The sequence below is a fragment of the Exiguobacterium artemiae 255-15 genome (genome assembly GCF_000019905.1).
Classification (GTDB): domain Bacteria; phylum Bacillota; class Bacilli; order Exiguobacteriales; family Exiguobacteriaceae; genus Exiguobacterium_A; species Exiguobacterium_A artemiae.
In genome coordinates, this window is the sequence record NC_010556.1 from 1,705,956 (window position 1) to 1,721,146 (window position 15,191).

The 15,191-nt window shown below is 45.8% G+C and carries 16 protein-coding genes; 2 read left to right on the forward strand and 14 right to left on the reverse strand.

The genetic code is table 11. The annotated features are described in order from the left end of the window. Positions 1-74: 74 nt before the first annotated feature. Positions 75-1,469, reverse strand: coding sequence for a class II fumarate hydratase (gene fumC, locus EXIG_RS08970; RefSeq protein ID WP_012370614.1), 1,395 nt, complete (start codon positions 1,467-1,469; stop codon positions 75-77). A 116-nt stretch (positions 1,470-1,585) separates the two neighbouring features. Here fumC and EXIG_RS08975 point away from each other — a divergent pair, with 116 nt between their 5' ends. Then, positions 1,586-2,893 carry a hemolysin family protein gene (locus tag EXIG_RS08975; RefSeq protein ID WP_012370615.1) on the forward strand — a complete coding sequence of 436 codons (1,308 nt, stop codon included), beginning with the start codon at positions 1,586-1,588 and terminating at the stop codon, positions 2,891-2,893. Between the two features lie 41 nt (positions 2,894-2,934). On the opposite strand, the gene EXIG_RS08980 is transcribed toward EXIG_RS08975, so the two are convergent. From EXIG_RS08980 to EXIG_RS08990, 3 genes are read right to left on the reverse strand one after another with little or no spacing between them, the layout of a single operon-like run. Continuing rightward, a complete protein-coding gene (locus EXIG_RS08980; protein ID WP_012370616.1) occupies positions 2,935-3,330 on the reverse strand; it encodes a ribonuclease HI family protein in 396 nt (131 codons plus the stop codon). Continuing rightward, positions 3,323-4,282, reverse strand: coding sequence for a CobW family GTP-binding protein (locus tag EXIG_RS08985; RefSeq protein WP_012370617.1), 960 nt, complete (start codon positions 4,280-4,282; stop codon positions 3,323-3,325). The genes EXIG_RS08980 and EXIG_RS08985 overlap by 8 nt, the downstream gene beginning before the upstream one ends. An 11-nt stretch (positions 4,283-4,293) precedes the next feature. Then, complete coding sequence (locus tag EXIG_RS08990; RefSeq protein WP_012370618.1) at positions 4,294-5,484, reverse strand: HD domain-containing protein; 1,191 nt, start codon at positions 5,482-5,484, stop codon at positions 4,294-4,296. Between the two features lie 147 nt (positions 5,485-5,631). Here EXIG_RS08990 and EXIG_RS08995 point away from each other — a divergent pair, with 147 nt between their 5' ends. Then, entirely contained in the window at positions 5,632-6,114 is a 483-nt protein-coding gene (locus EXIG_RS08995) for a hypothetical protein (protein ID WP_012370619.1), read from the forward strand. 259 nt (positions 6,115-6,373) lie between these two features. Here EXIG_RS08995 and EXIG_RS09000 read toward each other — a convergent pair whose 3' ends face one another. The 10 genes from EXIG_RS09000 to yvfG all read right to left on the reverse strand — a co-directional run bounded on the left by EXIG_RS09000 (position 6,374) and on the right by yvfG (position 15,167). Further along, complete coding sequence (locus EXIG_RS09000) at positions 6,374-6,955, reverse strand: deoxycytidylate deaminase (protein ID WP_041261966.1); 582 nt, start codon at positions 6,953-6,955, stop codon at positions 6,374-6,376. A gap of 64 nt (positions 6,956-7,019) precedes the next feature. Then, positions 7,020-8,240 carry a toxic anion resistance protein gene (locus EXIG_RS09005; protein ID WP_012370621.1) on the reverse strand — a complete coding sequence of 407 codons (1,221 nt, stop codon included), beginning with the start codon at positions 8,238-8,240 and terminating at the stop codon, positions 7,020-7,022. Next, on the reverse strand, positions 8,227-8,973 hold the full coding sequence (locus EXIG_RS09010; protein ID WP_012370622.1) for a 5-bromo-4-chloroindolyl phosphate hydrolysis family protein: 747 nt from the start codon (positions 8,971-8,973) through the stop codon (positions 8,227-8,229). Before EXIG_RS09010 ends, EXIG_RS09005 begins: the two co-directional genes overlap by 14 nt. Positions 8,974-9,251: 278 nt before the next feature. After that, complete coding sequence (locus tag EXIG_RS09015; protein ID WP_012370623.1) at positions 9,252-10,598, reverse strand: sodium-dependent transporter; 1,347 nt, start codon at positions 10,596-10,598, stop codon at positions 9,252-9,254. A gap of 201 nt (positions 10,599-10,799) precedes the next feature. Further along, on the reverse strand, positions 10,800-11,684 hold the full coding sequence (locus tag EXIG_RS09020; protein ID WP_012370624.1) for a diacylglycerol/lipid kinase family protein: 885 nt from the start codon (positions 11,682-11,684) through the stop codon (positions 10,800-10,802). After that, positions 11,681-13,198, reverse strand: a complete 1,518-nt coding sequence (locus EXIG_RS09025) for an ABC transporter permease/substrate-binding protein (protein ID WP_012370625.1) — start codon at positions 13,196-13,198, stop codon at positions 11,681-11,683. Before EXIG_RS09025 ends, EXIG_RS09020 begins: the two co-directional genes overlap by 4 nt. After that, entirely contained in the window at positions 13,195-13,926 is a 732-nt protein-coding gene (locus EXIG_RS09030) for an ABC transporter ATP-binding protein (RefSeq protein ID WP_012370626.1), read from the reverse strand. Before EXIG_RS09030 ends, EXIG_RS09025 begins: the two co-directional genes overlap by 4 nt. Before the next feature lie 144 nt (positions 13,927-14,070). After that, on the reverse strand, positions 14,071-14,277 hold the full coding sequence (locus EXIG_RS09035) for a hypothetical protein (RefSeq protein WP_012370627.1): 207 nt from the start codon (positions 14,275-14,277) through the stop codon (positions 14,071-14,073). 60 nt (positions 14,278-14,337) lie between these two features. Then, entirely contained in the window at positions 14,338-14,949 is a 612-nt protein-coding gene (locus EXIG_RS09040) for an NUDIX hydrolase (RefSeq protein ID WP_012370628.1), read from the reverse strand. Continuing rightward, entirely contained in the window at positions 14,946-15,167 is a 222-nt protein-coding gene (gene yvfG, locus EXIG_RS09045) for a protein YvfG (RefSeq protein ID WP_012370629.1), read from the reverse strand. The genes EXIG_RS09040 and yvfG overlap by 4 nt, the downstream gene beginning before the upstream one ends. Between the last annotated feature and the right edge of the window lie 24 nt (positions 15,168-15,191).

Genomic DNA, 15,191 nt, shown 5'->3' on the forward strand with positions numbered 1-15,191 from the left:
CTTCCCTCTCTTTCTATACAGCCGAAATCATCCGTTCGACTGAAAAGAAAACGAGGGAAGGCCCTCGTTTTCGATTATGCTTTTAAGTTCGGATGGACCATGTCCGCCGGAACGATCCATTGATCGTATTGTTCTTCTGTCAATAAACCGGTGGCAAGTGCCGCCTCTTTTAAAGTTGTACCCTCTTTGTGCGCAGCTTTAGCAATCCGAGCTGCATTTTCATACCCGATATGCGGATTGAGTGCCGTGACAAGCATTAAGGAACGTTCGACGTTCTCAGCGATGACAGTCCGCTCCGGCTCGATTCCGATGGCACAGTGATCATTAAACGACTGAAGGGAATCCGTCAATAACCGAACCGACTGGATGTAGTTATACATAATCACCGGCTTAAAGACATTGAGTTCAAAGTTCCCTTGACTTGCAGCAAATCCGATTGTCGCATCATTTCCAAGGACTTGAGCAGCGACCATCGTCAACGCCTCGCTTTGAGTCGGATTAACTTTTCCCGGCATGATGGAGCTTCCCGGTTCATTTTCCGGAATCGTAATCTCACCGATTCCGGCACGCGGACCGGATGCGAGCCAGCGGACGTCATTGGCGATTTTCATCGCATCCATCGCGAGTGCCTTGATGGCTCCATGGGAAAAGACGAGTTGATCATGGCTCGTCAGGGCATGGAATTTATTTTCTGCGCTGACAAACGATTTTCCGGTTTCTTCACTCATTTTTTCAGCTGCCCGGTCTCCGAATTCCGGATGGGCATTGATGCCGGTACCGACAGCCGTTCCGCCGATTGCCAGTTCCGTCAACGGTTCTAATGTCAATTCAATCATTTTTTTCGAAAGTTGTAACATACGGACCCAGCCGCTGATTTCCTGACCCAGTGTAATCGGTGTGGCGTCCTGTAGATGGGTCCGGCCGATTTTGACGATGTCTGAGAAGGCTTTGGCTTTCTCGTCAAGCGTTGCGTGGATCGCATCGATTGCCGGCAACAATTGATCGATGACAATCGTCTTCGCTGCAATATGCATCGCAGTCGGATATGTATCGTTTGAACTTTGTGATTTATTGACATCATCATTCGGATGGATGACCTTGTCACTTCCCCGCTCGGCAAGTTTCCGTGTTGCGACCCGGGCAACCACTTCGTTAACGTTCATGTTCGATTGTGTACCGGAACCCGTCTGCCAAACGACCAGTGGAAATTCTGCATCGAACTGTCCGGCGATGATTTCGTCACAGACTTCCGCAATCACTTCCGCTTTTTCTTGATCCAAGACCCCTAGATCACGATTGGCTAGTGCTGCGCCCTTTTTCAGAACGGCGAATGCCCGAATGATTTCAATCGGCATCTTTTCCGTGCCAATCTTAAAGTTTTCCAGACTGCGTTGTGTTTGTGCTCCCCATTCCTGTGCTTCCGGGACACGAATTTCCCCCATCGTGTCATGTTCTAAACGGTATTCCATAATCATTTCCCCCTTTATCTGCTGATACATTAATAGTTTAACGGAAACCGACTCGAATGGGAATGATAGACGCCGGTTTGGGGAATAGTTTGTTATCGAAAAGGAGTGAATGCTTGATGTGGTTGATTAACTTAACAATCGTTTTACTTTTAATTCTGGCGAATGGGATCTTTGCGATGACGGAACTGGCTTTACTGTCCTCCAAAAAATCCAAGTTGCAACAATATGCGGACGATGGAAAAAAATCCGCTCAAATCGCCCTCGACTTTTTGGAACGTCCGACGGATTTGCTGTCGACGGTTCAAGTCGGCATTACCTTGATTGGCATCATCAACGGAGCCTTTGGCGGTGCTGCTTTATCCGCTCCGTTAATTGACTGGCTCGCCGGTTTTGAGTGGCTGGCACCTTACGCCAGTACGATCGGCTATGTCGTCGTCGTCACGATCATTACTTATTTATCGCTTGTCGTCGGTGAACTGGTCCCAAAACGAATTGCCCTCGTCAGTCCGGAGCGTGTCACGATGATTCTGGCACAACCGATGCGGATATTCTCAAGTGTCTTAAAGCCGTTCATCTTCATCTTAAGTAAGTCAACAAGCGTTATTTTCCGGATGATCGGACTTGACCGGCTTCAAACGGAAGACGAGACGGAAGATGAAGTCAAACAGTTGTTGATTCGCGGGACAAAAGAAGGAACGTTCGCAACGTCAGAAGCAGAACAAGTCTCGCGTGTATTCGCGTTTCACGATCAGTTGGCGTATGAATTGATGGAACCGCGTACGGTGACGGAATGGATTGATTTGACGGATTCTCCCGATGAGATTTTAGCTGATTTACGAAGCGCAAAACACCGGAATCTTCCTGTCGGTCACGGTGATTTGGATCACTTCGTCGGATACGTCGATGCCAAGGAAATTCTAGCTTCCGAGCAGCCGATCGCTGTCATCGAGTCCATGATTCACACTCCGCTCATCGTCCCGAAACAGTTGCAAGCGACTGTCCTGCTCGAACGGATGCGCAAGGAAACGGTTTCCATTGCCTTTGTACTCGATGAATATGGCGGTTTTTTGGGAATCATTACATTATTTGATATCTTGGAAGCATTTGTCGGTGAAATCTCGACGGTCGAAGAGGAACCGGAACTTGTCCAGCGGACGGATGGATCTTATTTAGCAGACGGCTTACTGCATATCGATGATTTAAAACGGGTACTCGATATTAAAACAGAGTTACCTGGCGAAGCAAAAAACAGTTATCATACCGTCGCCGGGCTCGTCTTATATCTGCTCGGCGAGTTTCCGGTTCGCGGAAGTCACGTGACGAGCAATGGTTATCGTTTCGAGGTGGTTGACTTGGATGGTCGGCGGATCGATCAAATCTTAATCGAACGACTGGAAGATCCGGTCGATGAGACGTCTCTATGAAAAAACTGACCGGATCTGTGCGATCCGGTCAGTTTTTTTGATTAATATTCATTTAAAGCATCTTTTGCCACTCGATCGGCTTTATTTTCCGACCGTGGAATCCATTTGACGAATGCCAGCGGTAAACGGGAAAACCGTTCGAATGCCGGATCAAAATAAATCTGAATCCGCTTATTTTTGGCAAACTCGCGTTCGACTGCCAACGAAACAGCTTCCGAATCCGTCCGGAAAGAAAACACACTTTCTCCTTGCGCGGCTAATTCTTCCGCTAATTCGACTGCTTTTAAAAATGCCTGAAATTCAGCTTCGTGATTATTTTCAGCCGTAATCCGAAATGTCCGTTCAATGACCTGACCTTCTGAATTTTTGCAGAAAATACCGACTGCTGCATCATCATTCGAAGGACGGACCGCTCCGTCAAAATACAACTCAACCATGTTCTCTCGCCGCCTTTACACCTTTTCGAATCGCTTGTTCATCTAGATTTTTCCCGATGAAGACCAGCGTTGTTTGTTTAGGTCCTTCAAATTCACCGCGTGTTGCCGTTCCGTAAATCATGCCCGTTCCTTGTAAAATGGTTTTCCGATCCGTATCCGAGAAATGAAGAATACCTTTATAACGGTATAAATCTTCCGCATACGCCTCAAGAATTTCTCGCAGGACAGCACCGAAACGTTGCCGATGCAACGGGACTGGTTCTGTAATCGTTAACGCGGTAAAGGAATCAGCCGCCTTCTGCAAACCATCCGTTTGTTGGGCCAACCGTTCTTCTTCCTGTTTCGGAAAATGGAACGTTTCAAATAACTGTTCGATCGGCGTGTCAGACTCGACCGTCGGCAAAATTAATGCCGTTGGATTCAGTTCGGATAAACGTTTAATGGCAACCGTCACATCATTCACCGAAATTAAATCCGTTTTGTTCAGCAACAAAGTATCGGCAAAACCGATTTGGCGGACATTTTCTTCAAATGTTAACTGTCGCTCCAGTTGATAGGCATCGACGACCGTAATGACACTTGATATTTGATACTGCTGTTCGACTGCCGGTTCAAAATAGAACGTCTGTAGGATTGGGCCCGGATCGGCAATCCCTGTCGTTTCGACAATCAAACGATCAAAAATCATTTCACCATGCCGTCTTTTTTTCGCAATCCGAAGTAACGCCTCCCGTAAGTCCCCGCGAATGGAGCAGCAAATGCAACCGTTCGTCAGTTCGATGACTTCTTCGTCACTTCGCTCGATCAAGGCCTCATCAATGTTTACCGCACCGACTTCGTTGACGAGTAGTGCTACTTTTTCAATCGGATTCGAAACAATCCGGTTTAATAATGTCGTTTTCCCTGCGCCTAAAAAGCCGGTGACGAGGGTCGTTTGAATACGTTCAGACATAGGTTCACTCCTTACGTTAACTGCGACTGGCGCCATTTTTCTTTTCGCGCATCGAGTAAATCGATGGCGTGCAAATACCAGGCGTCCGTCGTCTGCGGGGTGACACTTGAACCCCACTCTTTTTTACCATGATGGGATAAAATCATATGCATCAACCGGTGATACTGATCAACCGGAAGCCGGACAGCTTCGGTTTGTAATGCTTGTTCCAAGACAAAACATCCATACGGCATATGACCGATCAACACACCGTTCGGATCTAGAGCGATCCCGGATAATTTTTCACTGGCCGGTTCCGTTTGGACCAGACGGGAAAAACGGTCTCCGCTTGCTCCGAGATGGGTATATTCAAAGATTTTTCCAATATCGTGCAATAAAATACCCAACAGTAATTCATCCTGATGCGGTCGTTCGTTTAACAGGGCAATCGAACGTGCAGACTGATACAACGCATCAAAGCTGTCGTCCCAGGCAAATTGGCGCATGTCCCGTTCACCTGCTTGGAATAAATCATTTTTGTGATCCGCTTCGGCTTCCTGAATACATTGTAACAGCGTCAAATCGGGCCGTTCCGATTGACAGATGCCAAAACCAATCGTCATCATACACGCCGTATGCTTTAACAATCCACCGATATAGGCATGATGATGATACAAGGCTGCCGGACGAGTCGAAAAATCGTCCCAATAGGCGGATACCACACGATGTGCGACTTGCCGGAGTGGTGTCTCCATTTTCTCAATCAGTCCAATCAATTGATCACGGTAGTCTTTTGCGGATTCACCTGCTGGCATTTGCGGTAAATAGGCAGTACCCGATTGATCGTGCACAGCTTTCACCGTCTGGACCGTTAAAGATTTGTTTCCGGAATCAACGGGATATTCATCTACCTTGGCCGAGACATGGACGATTCCGGTTTCAAGATACGGACGCATTGCCTCTTCTGCTGTTCCCTGGTTCAACCATTGTTTCCCTTTGCAGGAACCACTTGGAGAGTTGAAGGTGAACTGTAACCATTCACGACCTGTCTGACTTGTTTTAATTTCAGCTGATGCGACAAGCAAGGTTTCTTCCACCTGTTCTCCAGGAACATGGTTCGAGATCAGAAAGCCGGTCGTCTTCTCAGTTCCGTCGACCGGAGAATCTTCTCCGCTGTAAACCGGCAATTCAAGCTCGGGAATCGCTTTAAATAATCGAATCATCGTCAACACTCCTCTCATTTACTCTGCCTCTCATGATAACAAATCTTCCTGATTCCTGCATATGCTAAAACATTCATTGTAAGCGCTTCATTTATGATTTAAAATGACAAGTGAAGATAAATTATCCATGATAAGGAGGATTGCCGGATGATTTTTTCATTATCGACTTGTTACGACACCGTTCGAGCTTCCGAACTGGAGCCGGAACTCATTACTGTAACTCGTGAACAGCTTCGTCAGGCCGTTTCGGTTTATGATCCGCTTGCTCTGAAAAATCCTTGTTTATTACACCAACTCATTGATCAAGAAATGGTCTTAGCATGCCGGCAAGTGGAGGCACTTGGTTTATCACTTGAAGCAGCCCCTGTTAAGCTATTGGTTGTTTCGTCGTTTAATCCGGGAGCGGGCTTTGATGCGGTAGAAATCGATCGGATGTCCCATGAGACATTAAAACGGCAACTCGCAACGAACGATGTCGTCTTTTCGCGGTTTATCCAGCAACTATTTCTTCATCAAACACAACCCGACATTCTCTGCCAACGTTTGATGACCGTGTTAGCCGGCGCGACAGCGAAAAAGGCACGCATTCGAGCCGAACGCCTTCAAACTGCTTGGGCCATCCTGCATTAAGCATACAAAAAGTCCTGACTCAAATGAGTCAGGACTTTTTTTCAACGACCTGGCATTCCAGCTCCTTGATGGACATTTCTAATGAAAATGCGGCATTCCGCTTCGTCATATTCTATATACATCATTGCAGAATATTGGAAATATGTCAATTTATTTTTCAAAAAAAAGTGGGATAACTTCGTCTGAAGTTATCCCGAATGGAAGAGTGAATAATTACCATGGCAATGCTTAATTTCATAATACAATGCAATGGAAGCGTTTACAAGTCTTTATCGAAAATTCTTTCAAGAAAATATTCTTCTGTTAACGGACGATGAAGAACTTCGATCTCGCTTTGACGCATCAGTGTCAAACCATCCCCGTATTCGTAGCCTGTCGAATAGACGACGCGGTCAATCTTTGAGGCGATCAAGGCTAAACTGCAGGCATGACAGGGACTGTGGGTCACATAGGCTGTCGCATGGCGGGCGCTCGTCGAGTCGGCTGCCAGTTTTCCGAGTGCATTGATTTCAGCATGAATCTCGTTCATCTTCGACCACTCGTGGTGTTCTTCCTGATTGTCACAGCGGTAAAATACTTGACCGTTATGTACGATTGACAAGGCATCGGCCTTTTCCTGTTGTCTTTCAGCTTCGGCTTTATACAGGATGTTGTCCTGCTTTAAATAGATTTCATTACAATTCACGTGCTGACTCGGTGTTCCATTGATTCCGATCGATATCGGTTTCTCATCTTTGACGATGACACAGGCAACGGACTTTGAAGCACACTTTGAATGGCGATCCGCCATCATCCGTGCAAACAAAAGCCAGGTCGTATCCCATTGATGTTGTTTTTTCATCATAACGTTCTCCCCCTGAATAACTATTTTAAAAAAACCACTAAGGAACACATAAATGTGTTCCTTAGTAAGGGCGGTTTGGTAATTCGCGATTTTTTGAAGCCACTTCCATGACTTTTTGTTTCAACTCATTTTCCATTCGTTCAAGCTCGTGTTCCGCATCACGACGTTTTTGTTTTCCGTCCTGTTGAATCCGAAGCGTTTCATCCAACGTTTCGATCAGATTTTGATGCGCCACTTTCAAGGATTCGACAGACACGATTCCTTTTTCGTTTTCTTCTGCAATCTCGATTGATGAATCTTTGAGCAGTCGTGAATTTTGTTCCAACAATTGATTCGTCGTATTCGTGACGTCTTTTTGCATCTGCAGGGCTGTTTTTTGTCGCGACAGACTGAGCGAGAGAACGACTTGGTTTTTCCAAAGCGGAATCGTATTGACGACCGCTGATTCAATCTTCTCCGCTAAAATCTGATTGTTTTGTTGAATGACACGAATTTGTGGAGCCATTTGTAAACTAATTGTCCGTGACAGTTTTAAGTCATGGATTTTCTTTTCAAATCGATCAGCGAGCTGAATCATGTCATTGAGTTCCTGTATCCGCGTCTGATCCTGTGACCGTTCGACTTCCATACGTAACGGTTCGATTTCATGTTCTCTGACATGTTTAATCTTTGTTTCCCCTGCAGCGATGTAGAGGTTCAGTTCTTCGAAGTACCGTTTATTTTTTTGATACATCTGATCAAGCAGCGTGATATCCTTCATCAAACCGAATTTTGAACGATCCAGATTATGAACGACTTCTTCCAGGTAAGCACTCATTTTTTCGTACTGTAAAAAGTACGTCTCTGCTTTTTTCTTCGCCCGGCCGATGACCGGAACATTGGACCAGAAACTTTTCTTTTCCTGTAATGTATCCGGATCCATCTGACGGACCCGTTGCATTAAATCCGACAAAAGTTTGCCGGCATCGCCGCCGTCTTTCATTTTCACTTCACTCAACACTTGATCTGAAAACTGTGACAATTCGCGTTGAACCGGTGCCCCGTACTGCATGACGGCATCTGATTTGTTTAAATCGATGACTTGGAGCAACCGTTCAATTTTTTGGCGTTGTTCTGCCGAAACGTCACTCGGGATCATGTCTTCGACCGGCCGGACCGGTGCAGCCGGACGGGATGTCGCTTCCGCAAGGTTCAAGTCAACGGACGGATCCGAAATTGTCGGTTGTGTCGTTGATTCTTCTTCCGGCCATTGTTGCCAACTGTTGTTATCAGAATGGGTCATGTTTATAACTCTCCTCCTGTTTTCGTTGTTCTGACTCTTGTGCCAAAACCTTTTCAATCGTTAACAATTCACGTTCTAAGTCTACTGTATCGCCTTCTAACAACAACGATTGCTGTTGTTTTAACTTCTCGGCGATCAGTTTCAGATTGGATTGCAACTGTTCCCGTGTGTCAAGTTGAACTTGCGCTCCTCGCCGTTCGAGATCCGCAAACTTTTCTGAAATCGAGAGCAGCGAATCCAGATAAAATGTAAAGAAATCACGGACTTTTTTGACTTCACGCGGCGCCGTGAACAATTCTTCAAACAGGACATGGGCTTCCCGGGAAACAATCCGCATTTCAGAGCGGACTTCACTATCCCGGATCGCCGGAATGATTTTATCGAAGGATTGAAGTTTAGCAAATCCTTCTTCGACCGTCCGCTGTAAGACCTGAAGCTCTAAATCATCCGTTTCATCGAACCTTCGCGTTGCTTGTTCCGGTTTTAAGATGACACTTCCGACAAACTCATCTTCATCATCAAGCAACAGTTTCTTTTTCACATTTTTTCGTTTTAATTCCGTTGATTTCCGTTCAGTCCGATACCGTTTTCCCGGTTTTGCACGATAACCGCTCCAAATGAACCAGAGACCCAGTGCAATAAAAATGCCGGAAAAATTCAAGGCATCCGCCACTTGAAGAAATACGAACATCAGACCGATGGAACCAAAGATCCACCATGTAGAAGACTTCACCTCATCACCACCCCTTTTGATTGTTTCTTCTATTCTGTCTTCACTGTCTGCACTTTAATTATTTGTTACTTATATCTTACCATTACGCATCATATAACAAAAAGTTTCCCGTTTTAGAGAAATGTTAGTCCTCTCTATTTCTTATTTCACCATAATCTATCGAGCGTGACATCCGTCTCAAGTTTGATTTCTGCCATCATACCGGCAACCAAAAAAAGTCCGTCCGCAAAACACTGCAGACGAACTTTTTACTATGATCTGTCACTATCCTTTTCTTTTTAAGAACCAAACAGCGGCCAAATCAAGATAATCAAAATGGCGAGCGGACTCAAATAACAAATACTGAAGCGCCAGAACGGAAGAAGCCGTTTCATCAGCGGACTTGTGACAAGTTCTTGTTCGACTAGAGCACGGTCCAATTTAAATCCGGCAAAAAATGAAATCAACAAGGCACCAATCGGCATCAGGATATTGGAAACGGTAAAGTCCATCCAGTCAAAAACCGTTTTATCCATCCATGTGATGTCAGATGCCATACCAAATGATAGAGCTGATGGAATACCGATTACCCCGATTAATATCGTGGCAATAATAGTATTTCGTTTTTTATCCCGGAACGTAGTGGTTTCTTTCCGGTCCGTAATAGCGGACACCACCACTTCAAGCATCGCAATAGAGGAAGTGATCGATGCGAATGCGAACAAGAGGAAGAACAGGATCAAAAACAACGATCCGAATTGAATTTGACTAAACACCGTCGGCAAGACGATGAACAATAACGAAGGGCCTTCCGCCGGATCGAGACCGGATGCGAAAACAGCCGGGAAAATGGCGAATCCTGCAAGCAAGGAGACGACCACATTCAACGACACGATCCAGATCGCGGAACGATTGATTTGTCCCCGTTCCTTCATGTACGAAGCATAAGTCAGCATCGCTGATACGCCTAACGATAAAGAAAAGAACGCTTGCCCTAACGCACTAAGGACCGATGTCCGGTTCAGGGCCGAGAAGTCCGGTTCGATGAAGAAGCGGACTCCCGCGCCTGCTCCTTCGAGTGTCAACGAACGAACGACAAGAACGATGAAACAGAGGAAAAGTAAAGGCATCATGATTTTACTCATTTTTTCAATACCGGCCTGCACTCCGCGTAAGACAATCACACACGTAATGATCAGAAAAATTAACTGTCCTGTAATGGCATAACCGGGCGAACCGGAGACTGTCGCAAATAATTCACCCAAGTCCGCCCCATTCATCGACGTTAAATTTCCGGAAAACCCTAGCACGATATAGATGAGAACCCAGCCGCCGATGACACTGTAGAATGAGAGCAACAGAAAACACGCGATAACACCGAGCCAACCAATAAACGTATATTTTTTATGACCAAGCTCTGAAAAAGCTCGTAAGGCGGTTTTGCCACTCGTCCGCCCGATTAAGAATTCGGCAATCAATACCGGTAATCCGAGCAAAAGCGTAAAGGCCAAAAATAATAATAAAAATGCCCCGCCTCCGTTTGTTCCCGTTGTGTATGGGAACTTCCAAATTGCGCCCAGCCCGATCGCTGATCCAGCTGCCGCCAAAATAAATCCAATCTTTGAAGCCCATGCATTTCCCTTCATGTGCTCACCCTCCTTTTCAAAAATACTTTTCCATTGTACAAAAGTTCATCCAGGAAGTCATCCTTTATCAAACATTTTCTTTAAAGCGCCAAAGCATAACCGCATATCCGCGCTGAATTAACGATGTTTCATCCTAAAAAAAATCGAAGTCCGTATGAGGAACTTCGATCCGAAAACACTTTATTTAATTGATGATTCGTTTCATGTTAATGCATCGATCCGTCCACTGTACATCTTCAAAAACTCTGGTAATACTTTGACTTCGATCGGCGAATGCATCGCTTTTTCTCCATCCGTATCAATGACTTTCGGAGAGTCGGTTTTTAACGTGAAGCCGCTTGTCAAAATATGTGTAAACGACGGTTCTGTCGCCAGACCTATTTTTTGTAAGATGACATCGCGGATTGTCGTCAAGTTCACTTCATCAACGATGACAAGATCAAGTTTTCCGTCGTTATAAGCGCCTTCTGACAGATTGGTTCCGATGCCACCCAGTGATTCCCCGTTCGCAGCTAAAATCAGCACGGCTTCTCCCGTCATTTTTTGACCTTCCGCTAACTTGAGCTCGTAAGAAAACGGTTCTGCCTCCATACTGGATCGAATCGTTGAGAGATAATATCCCATCTTACCGAGACGGGCTTTTTCTTCTGTATCAATTCCGATGGAAGCTTCCGCAATCAGACCTAAACCAAGGAAGTTCAAGAAGTACGTATCATTGACCTGCCCGAGATCGACTTCAACGATTTGCTGGGTCGCAATCATTCCGGCAGCTAACCGTGGCACCATTGGTAATCCGAGCGTCCGGGCAAAGTCGTTACACGTACCACCCGGGATGATACCGAGAACCGGACGGGTCTCAAGTTTCGCGATTCCATTGATGACTTCAAAAACAGTCCCGTCCCCGCCGATGACGACGAGGGCATCAAAACCGTCCGCTTCTTCTGCAAAATGTAAGGCATCAAGGACTTTGGCAGTTTGCCGAATGACGATTTCGTCAAACATCGCTGCCAACGGATCAATCACATCCTGTAAAAGTCCGGCGCGGTTGGACCCGGCCGTCGGGTTACTGATCAATAGCAATCTCATTTCAGAATTCCTTCTTTCTGTAAATAGTCGCGTGCGACTTGATTGGCTGTTTTCCCGCCATAAGCGACCGCTTCATTCATTTTTGACATCTCGCTGTCGGAAATTTTTCCATTCAACTGCTTTAATGCCTGTTCGACTTCCGGATATTCGTCTAACGTCTCTTGTCGAAGAAGAGGAGCCCCCTCATAAGGCGGGAATAGTTGCTGATCATCCTCTAACACAACCATGTTATATTTGGCGATTTCCGGATCGGTCGAATACGCATCGATGACTTGAATATCACCCGACTGGACGGCTTTATAACGTAGTTTCGGTTCCATCGTCACCACTTCTTTGAAATTGACACCGTATTTTTCTTGAATTCCTTTATAGCCGTCTTGCCGATCTTTAAACTCTAATGTAAATCCGGCTTTTAATTGATCCGCTACTTGCTGTAAATCGGAAATCGTCTTTAATTGATATTGGTCTGCCACCTTTTTCGGAACGGCGACAGCATAGGTGTTGTTATAGTTCATCGGAGGCAACAGTGCCAGCTTTTGTTTAGCAAGACCATCGCGTGCCTGCTCAAAAACAGCTTGTTTATCGTTCGAGACCGGCTTTTCGTTCGTCAGACTGGCAAGCACTGTGCCCGTGAATTCCGGATACAAATCAATATCACCGGACTGTAAGGCTTTATAGACGAATGTCGTCTTCCCGAAGTTCGGTTTGACTTGAACGTTCAAATCCGTCTGATCTTCAATGACCAGTTTATACATATTCATTAGAATTTCTGGTTCGACCCCTAATTTACCGGCAACGACCAGATCCGGTTGTTCCGTCCTTCCGAGGGCGAATGGTGTAATGATTAATGCTGCAATCAAGGCTAGAGCGACTACAAGTCGACCGGTTTGACGTTTTTTAGTCGCGACTTCTGTCTGTCTTAACAATCCGTCAAACAAAAGAGCGAGCAAGGCGGCAGGAATCGCACCAAGTAATAACAAATAATTGTCATTGCGGTCAATCCCAAGCAGGATGATCGAACCAAGTCCGCCGGCTCCAATCAAGGCGGCAATCGTAGCCGTCCCGATAATCAGAACCATCGCCGTCCGAATCCCGGCCATCATGACCGGCAAGGCAAGCGGAAGCTCAACTTTCATCAAACTCTGCATCGGTGTCATCCCGCAAGCCCGCGCTGCTTCCTTCAGTGAAGGGTCTACTTCCGCTAAGCCCGTATACGTATTTCGGACGATTGGAAGAAGGGCATATAAAACAAGAGCGATGACGGATGGGACTGTCCCGATGCCGACGAGCGGAATCATCAGACCGAGTAACGCGAGTGAAGGAATCGTTTGGATGACTGAAGTGACCCCGATCGACCATTCACTGAACTTTTTGTGGCGCGACAGATAGATACCGAGGGGAATGGCAATCACACAGGCAATCACCAGTGATAAAACAGACAGTTGAATATGTTCAATCAACGCCTGCAACAATTCCGTCTTTCGGTCTTGGTACGTCTCAAACAATCCTGTCATTGGACAGTCCCCCTGACTTGACCCATGAATTCTTGAACAAATTCATCTTTGCTGGCCAAAATCTCTTCTTTTGTCCCAATCAAAACAATCTCGCCGTCATTCATTAAACAGATCCGGCTGCCGAGCTTTAACGCTTCATTCATGTCATGGGTGACGAATAAAATGGTTTTCCCGAGTTCTGCGTTTAAGCGCAACAAATCGTTTTGTAATTGGTCTCTTGAAATCGGATCAAGGGCTGAGAACGGTTCATCCATTAAGATGACGTCTTGTTCTGCCGCCAAAGCCCGCATGACACCCACCCGCTGTTGCTGGCCGCCCGAAAGTTCCCCCGGATATTTTTTTCTTAAATTCTCATTTAAACCGGTTAACTGGAAGAGGTTATGGACACGTTCTTCGACCTTCTTTTTGTCCCACTTCAATAAATGCGGAACGACACTTACGTTTTCTTCAATCGTCATATGCGGAAATAAGGCGATTTGCTGAAGGACGTAACCAATTTGACGACGCAACTCGTGTTCATTGATTGACATGATCGGTTGACCGTTGATCCAAATTTGCCCTTCCGTATGATCAATCAATCGATTGACCATTTTCATCGTCGTCGTTTTCCCGCAACCGGACGGACCGATCAGACAAAAGATTTCCCCCTGATCGACTGTAAAGTTTAAATCGCGGACCGCTTTCGTTCCATCTGGATATGTTTTTCCAACTGCTTTAAATTCAATCACGTACGATCCCTCCAGCACCTTAATGTAGTCAAGTCTATTCTTTATTATCTTTGTAAAATTTCCCTGATTTAACCGTTCTGAAACCTGCTTTACACGATTGGAAGACACAAAAAAACCGGCAGAAGATTCTGTCCGGTTTACTGTTTATTTTGTCTTACGCTCTAATAATTCAATCTCTGATTTGATTAAAACTTGTTTCTCAAATTCAAACCCAAGAGATTCGAAGTTTTTTGTATGCGAGAGATCGCCTACTACCGTATTTGTTAATACAGCCGTGACTTCCGCCACCCAACCTTCTTTTGTTTTTACCATATCACCGACGATATAATCAAATAACTCTTCTTCTTCCATCTTCTTCATCTCCTGACACGTTCAGATAGTCTTAATCATATAAAAGAACCTGTGAAAAAGCTAGTATTGCGTCAAGGTACGTAACATCTGCCGTAAAATCTTCGCAGTCAGTCCCCAAATCAAATACTCTTCATGTTCGTAAAAATGTTCGACTGTTTTATATGTCCGGTCGACATATGCATCCCGGTTCGCCAGACGATCCGTTGGAACGGTTTTACCGGGACGAATCCGCCACTCCATTTCACCTTGAATCGGTTCTGCTGCAAGCAAGTCGGCAAGCGCCACATAAAAGATATGGTCGACTTCCATCGGCGACGGCTGAATATCCTCCGCTGTCAGGATGCCGAGATACGGATAGATGATGGAACGATTGGGCGTGACGAGCGGTTCCAATGTTCCGATGATTTCAATTTCAGTTTCGCGAATATTCAATTCTTCCGTTGTTTCCCGCACTGCCGCTGCTCTCGGCTGTTCTCCGGGATCAATCCGACCGCCGGGAAATGCAATTTCTCCCGGTTGCGAACGCAACGTCTTCGCCCGTACTTGGAATAAGAGATGCACTTCCCCGTCCCGCTCTACTAGTGGGACTAAAACGGCTGCGGCATTTTTAGGAAGCTGTTCCGTAGAAGACGCAAACACGCGTTTGACGTCATGTAATCGAATTTCTTTCATCGTGTTTCCTGCGCCACTTTCTGATACGCTTCTTCGAGATGACGCATCCGAACGATCAAATCGGCATTTTTGGCGATACGATCCGCCAGAATCGATCCGGCGACGACCTTGTAATAGGCGTTTAATGCTTGGATTTTTGTCATGTACGCTTCATTTTGCTGCATGTATTCTCTGAAGTTACTCATCAGACGTTCTGTCGTAAATAATTGCTCGTTCACTGCTCTCATCCTTTCAGACGGTTT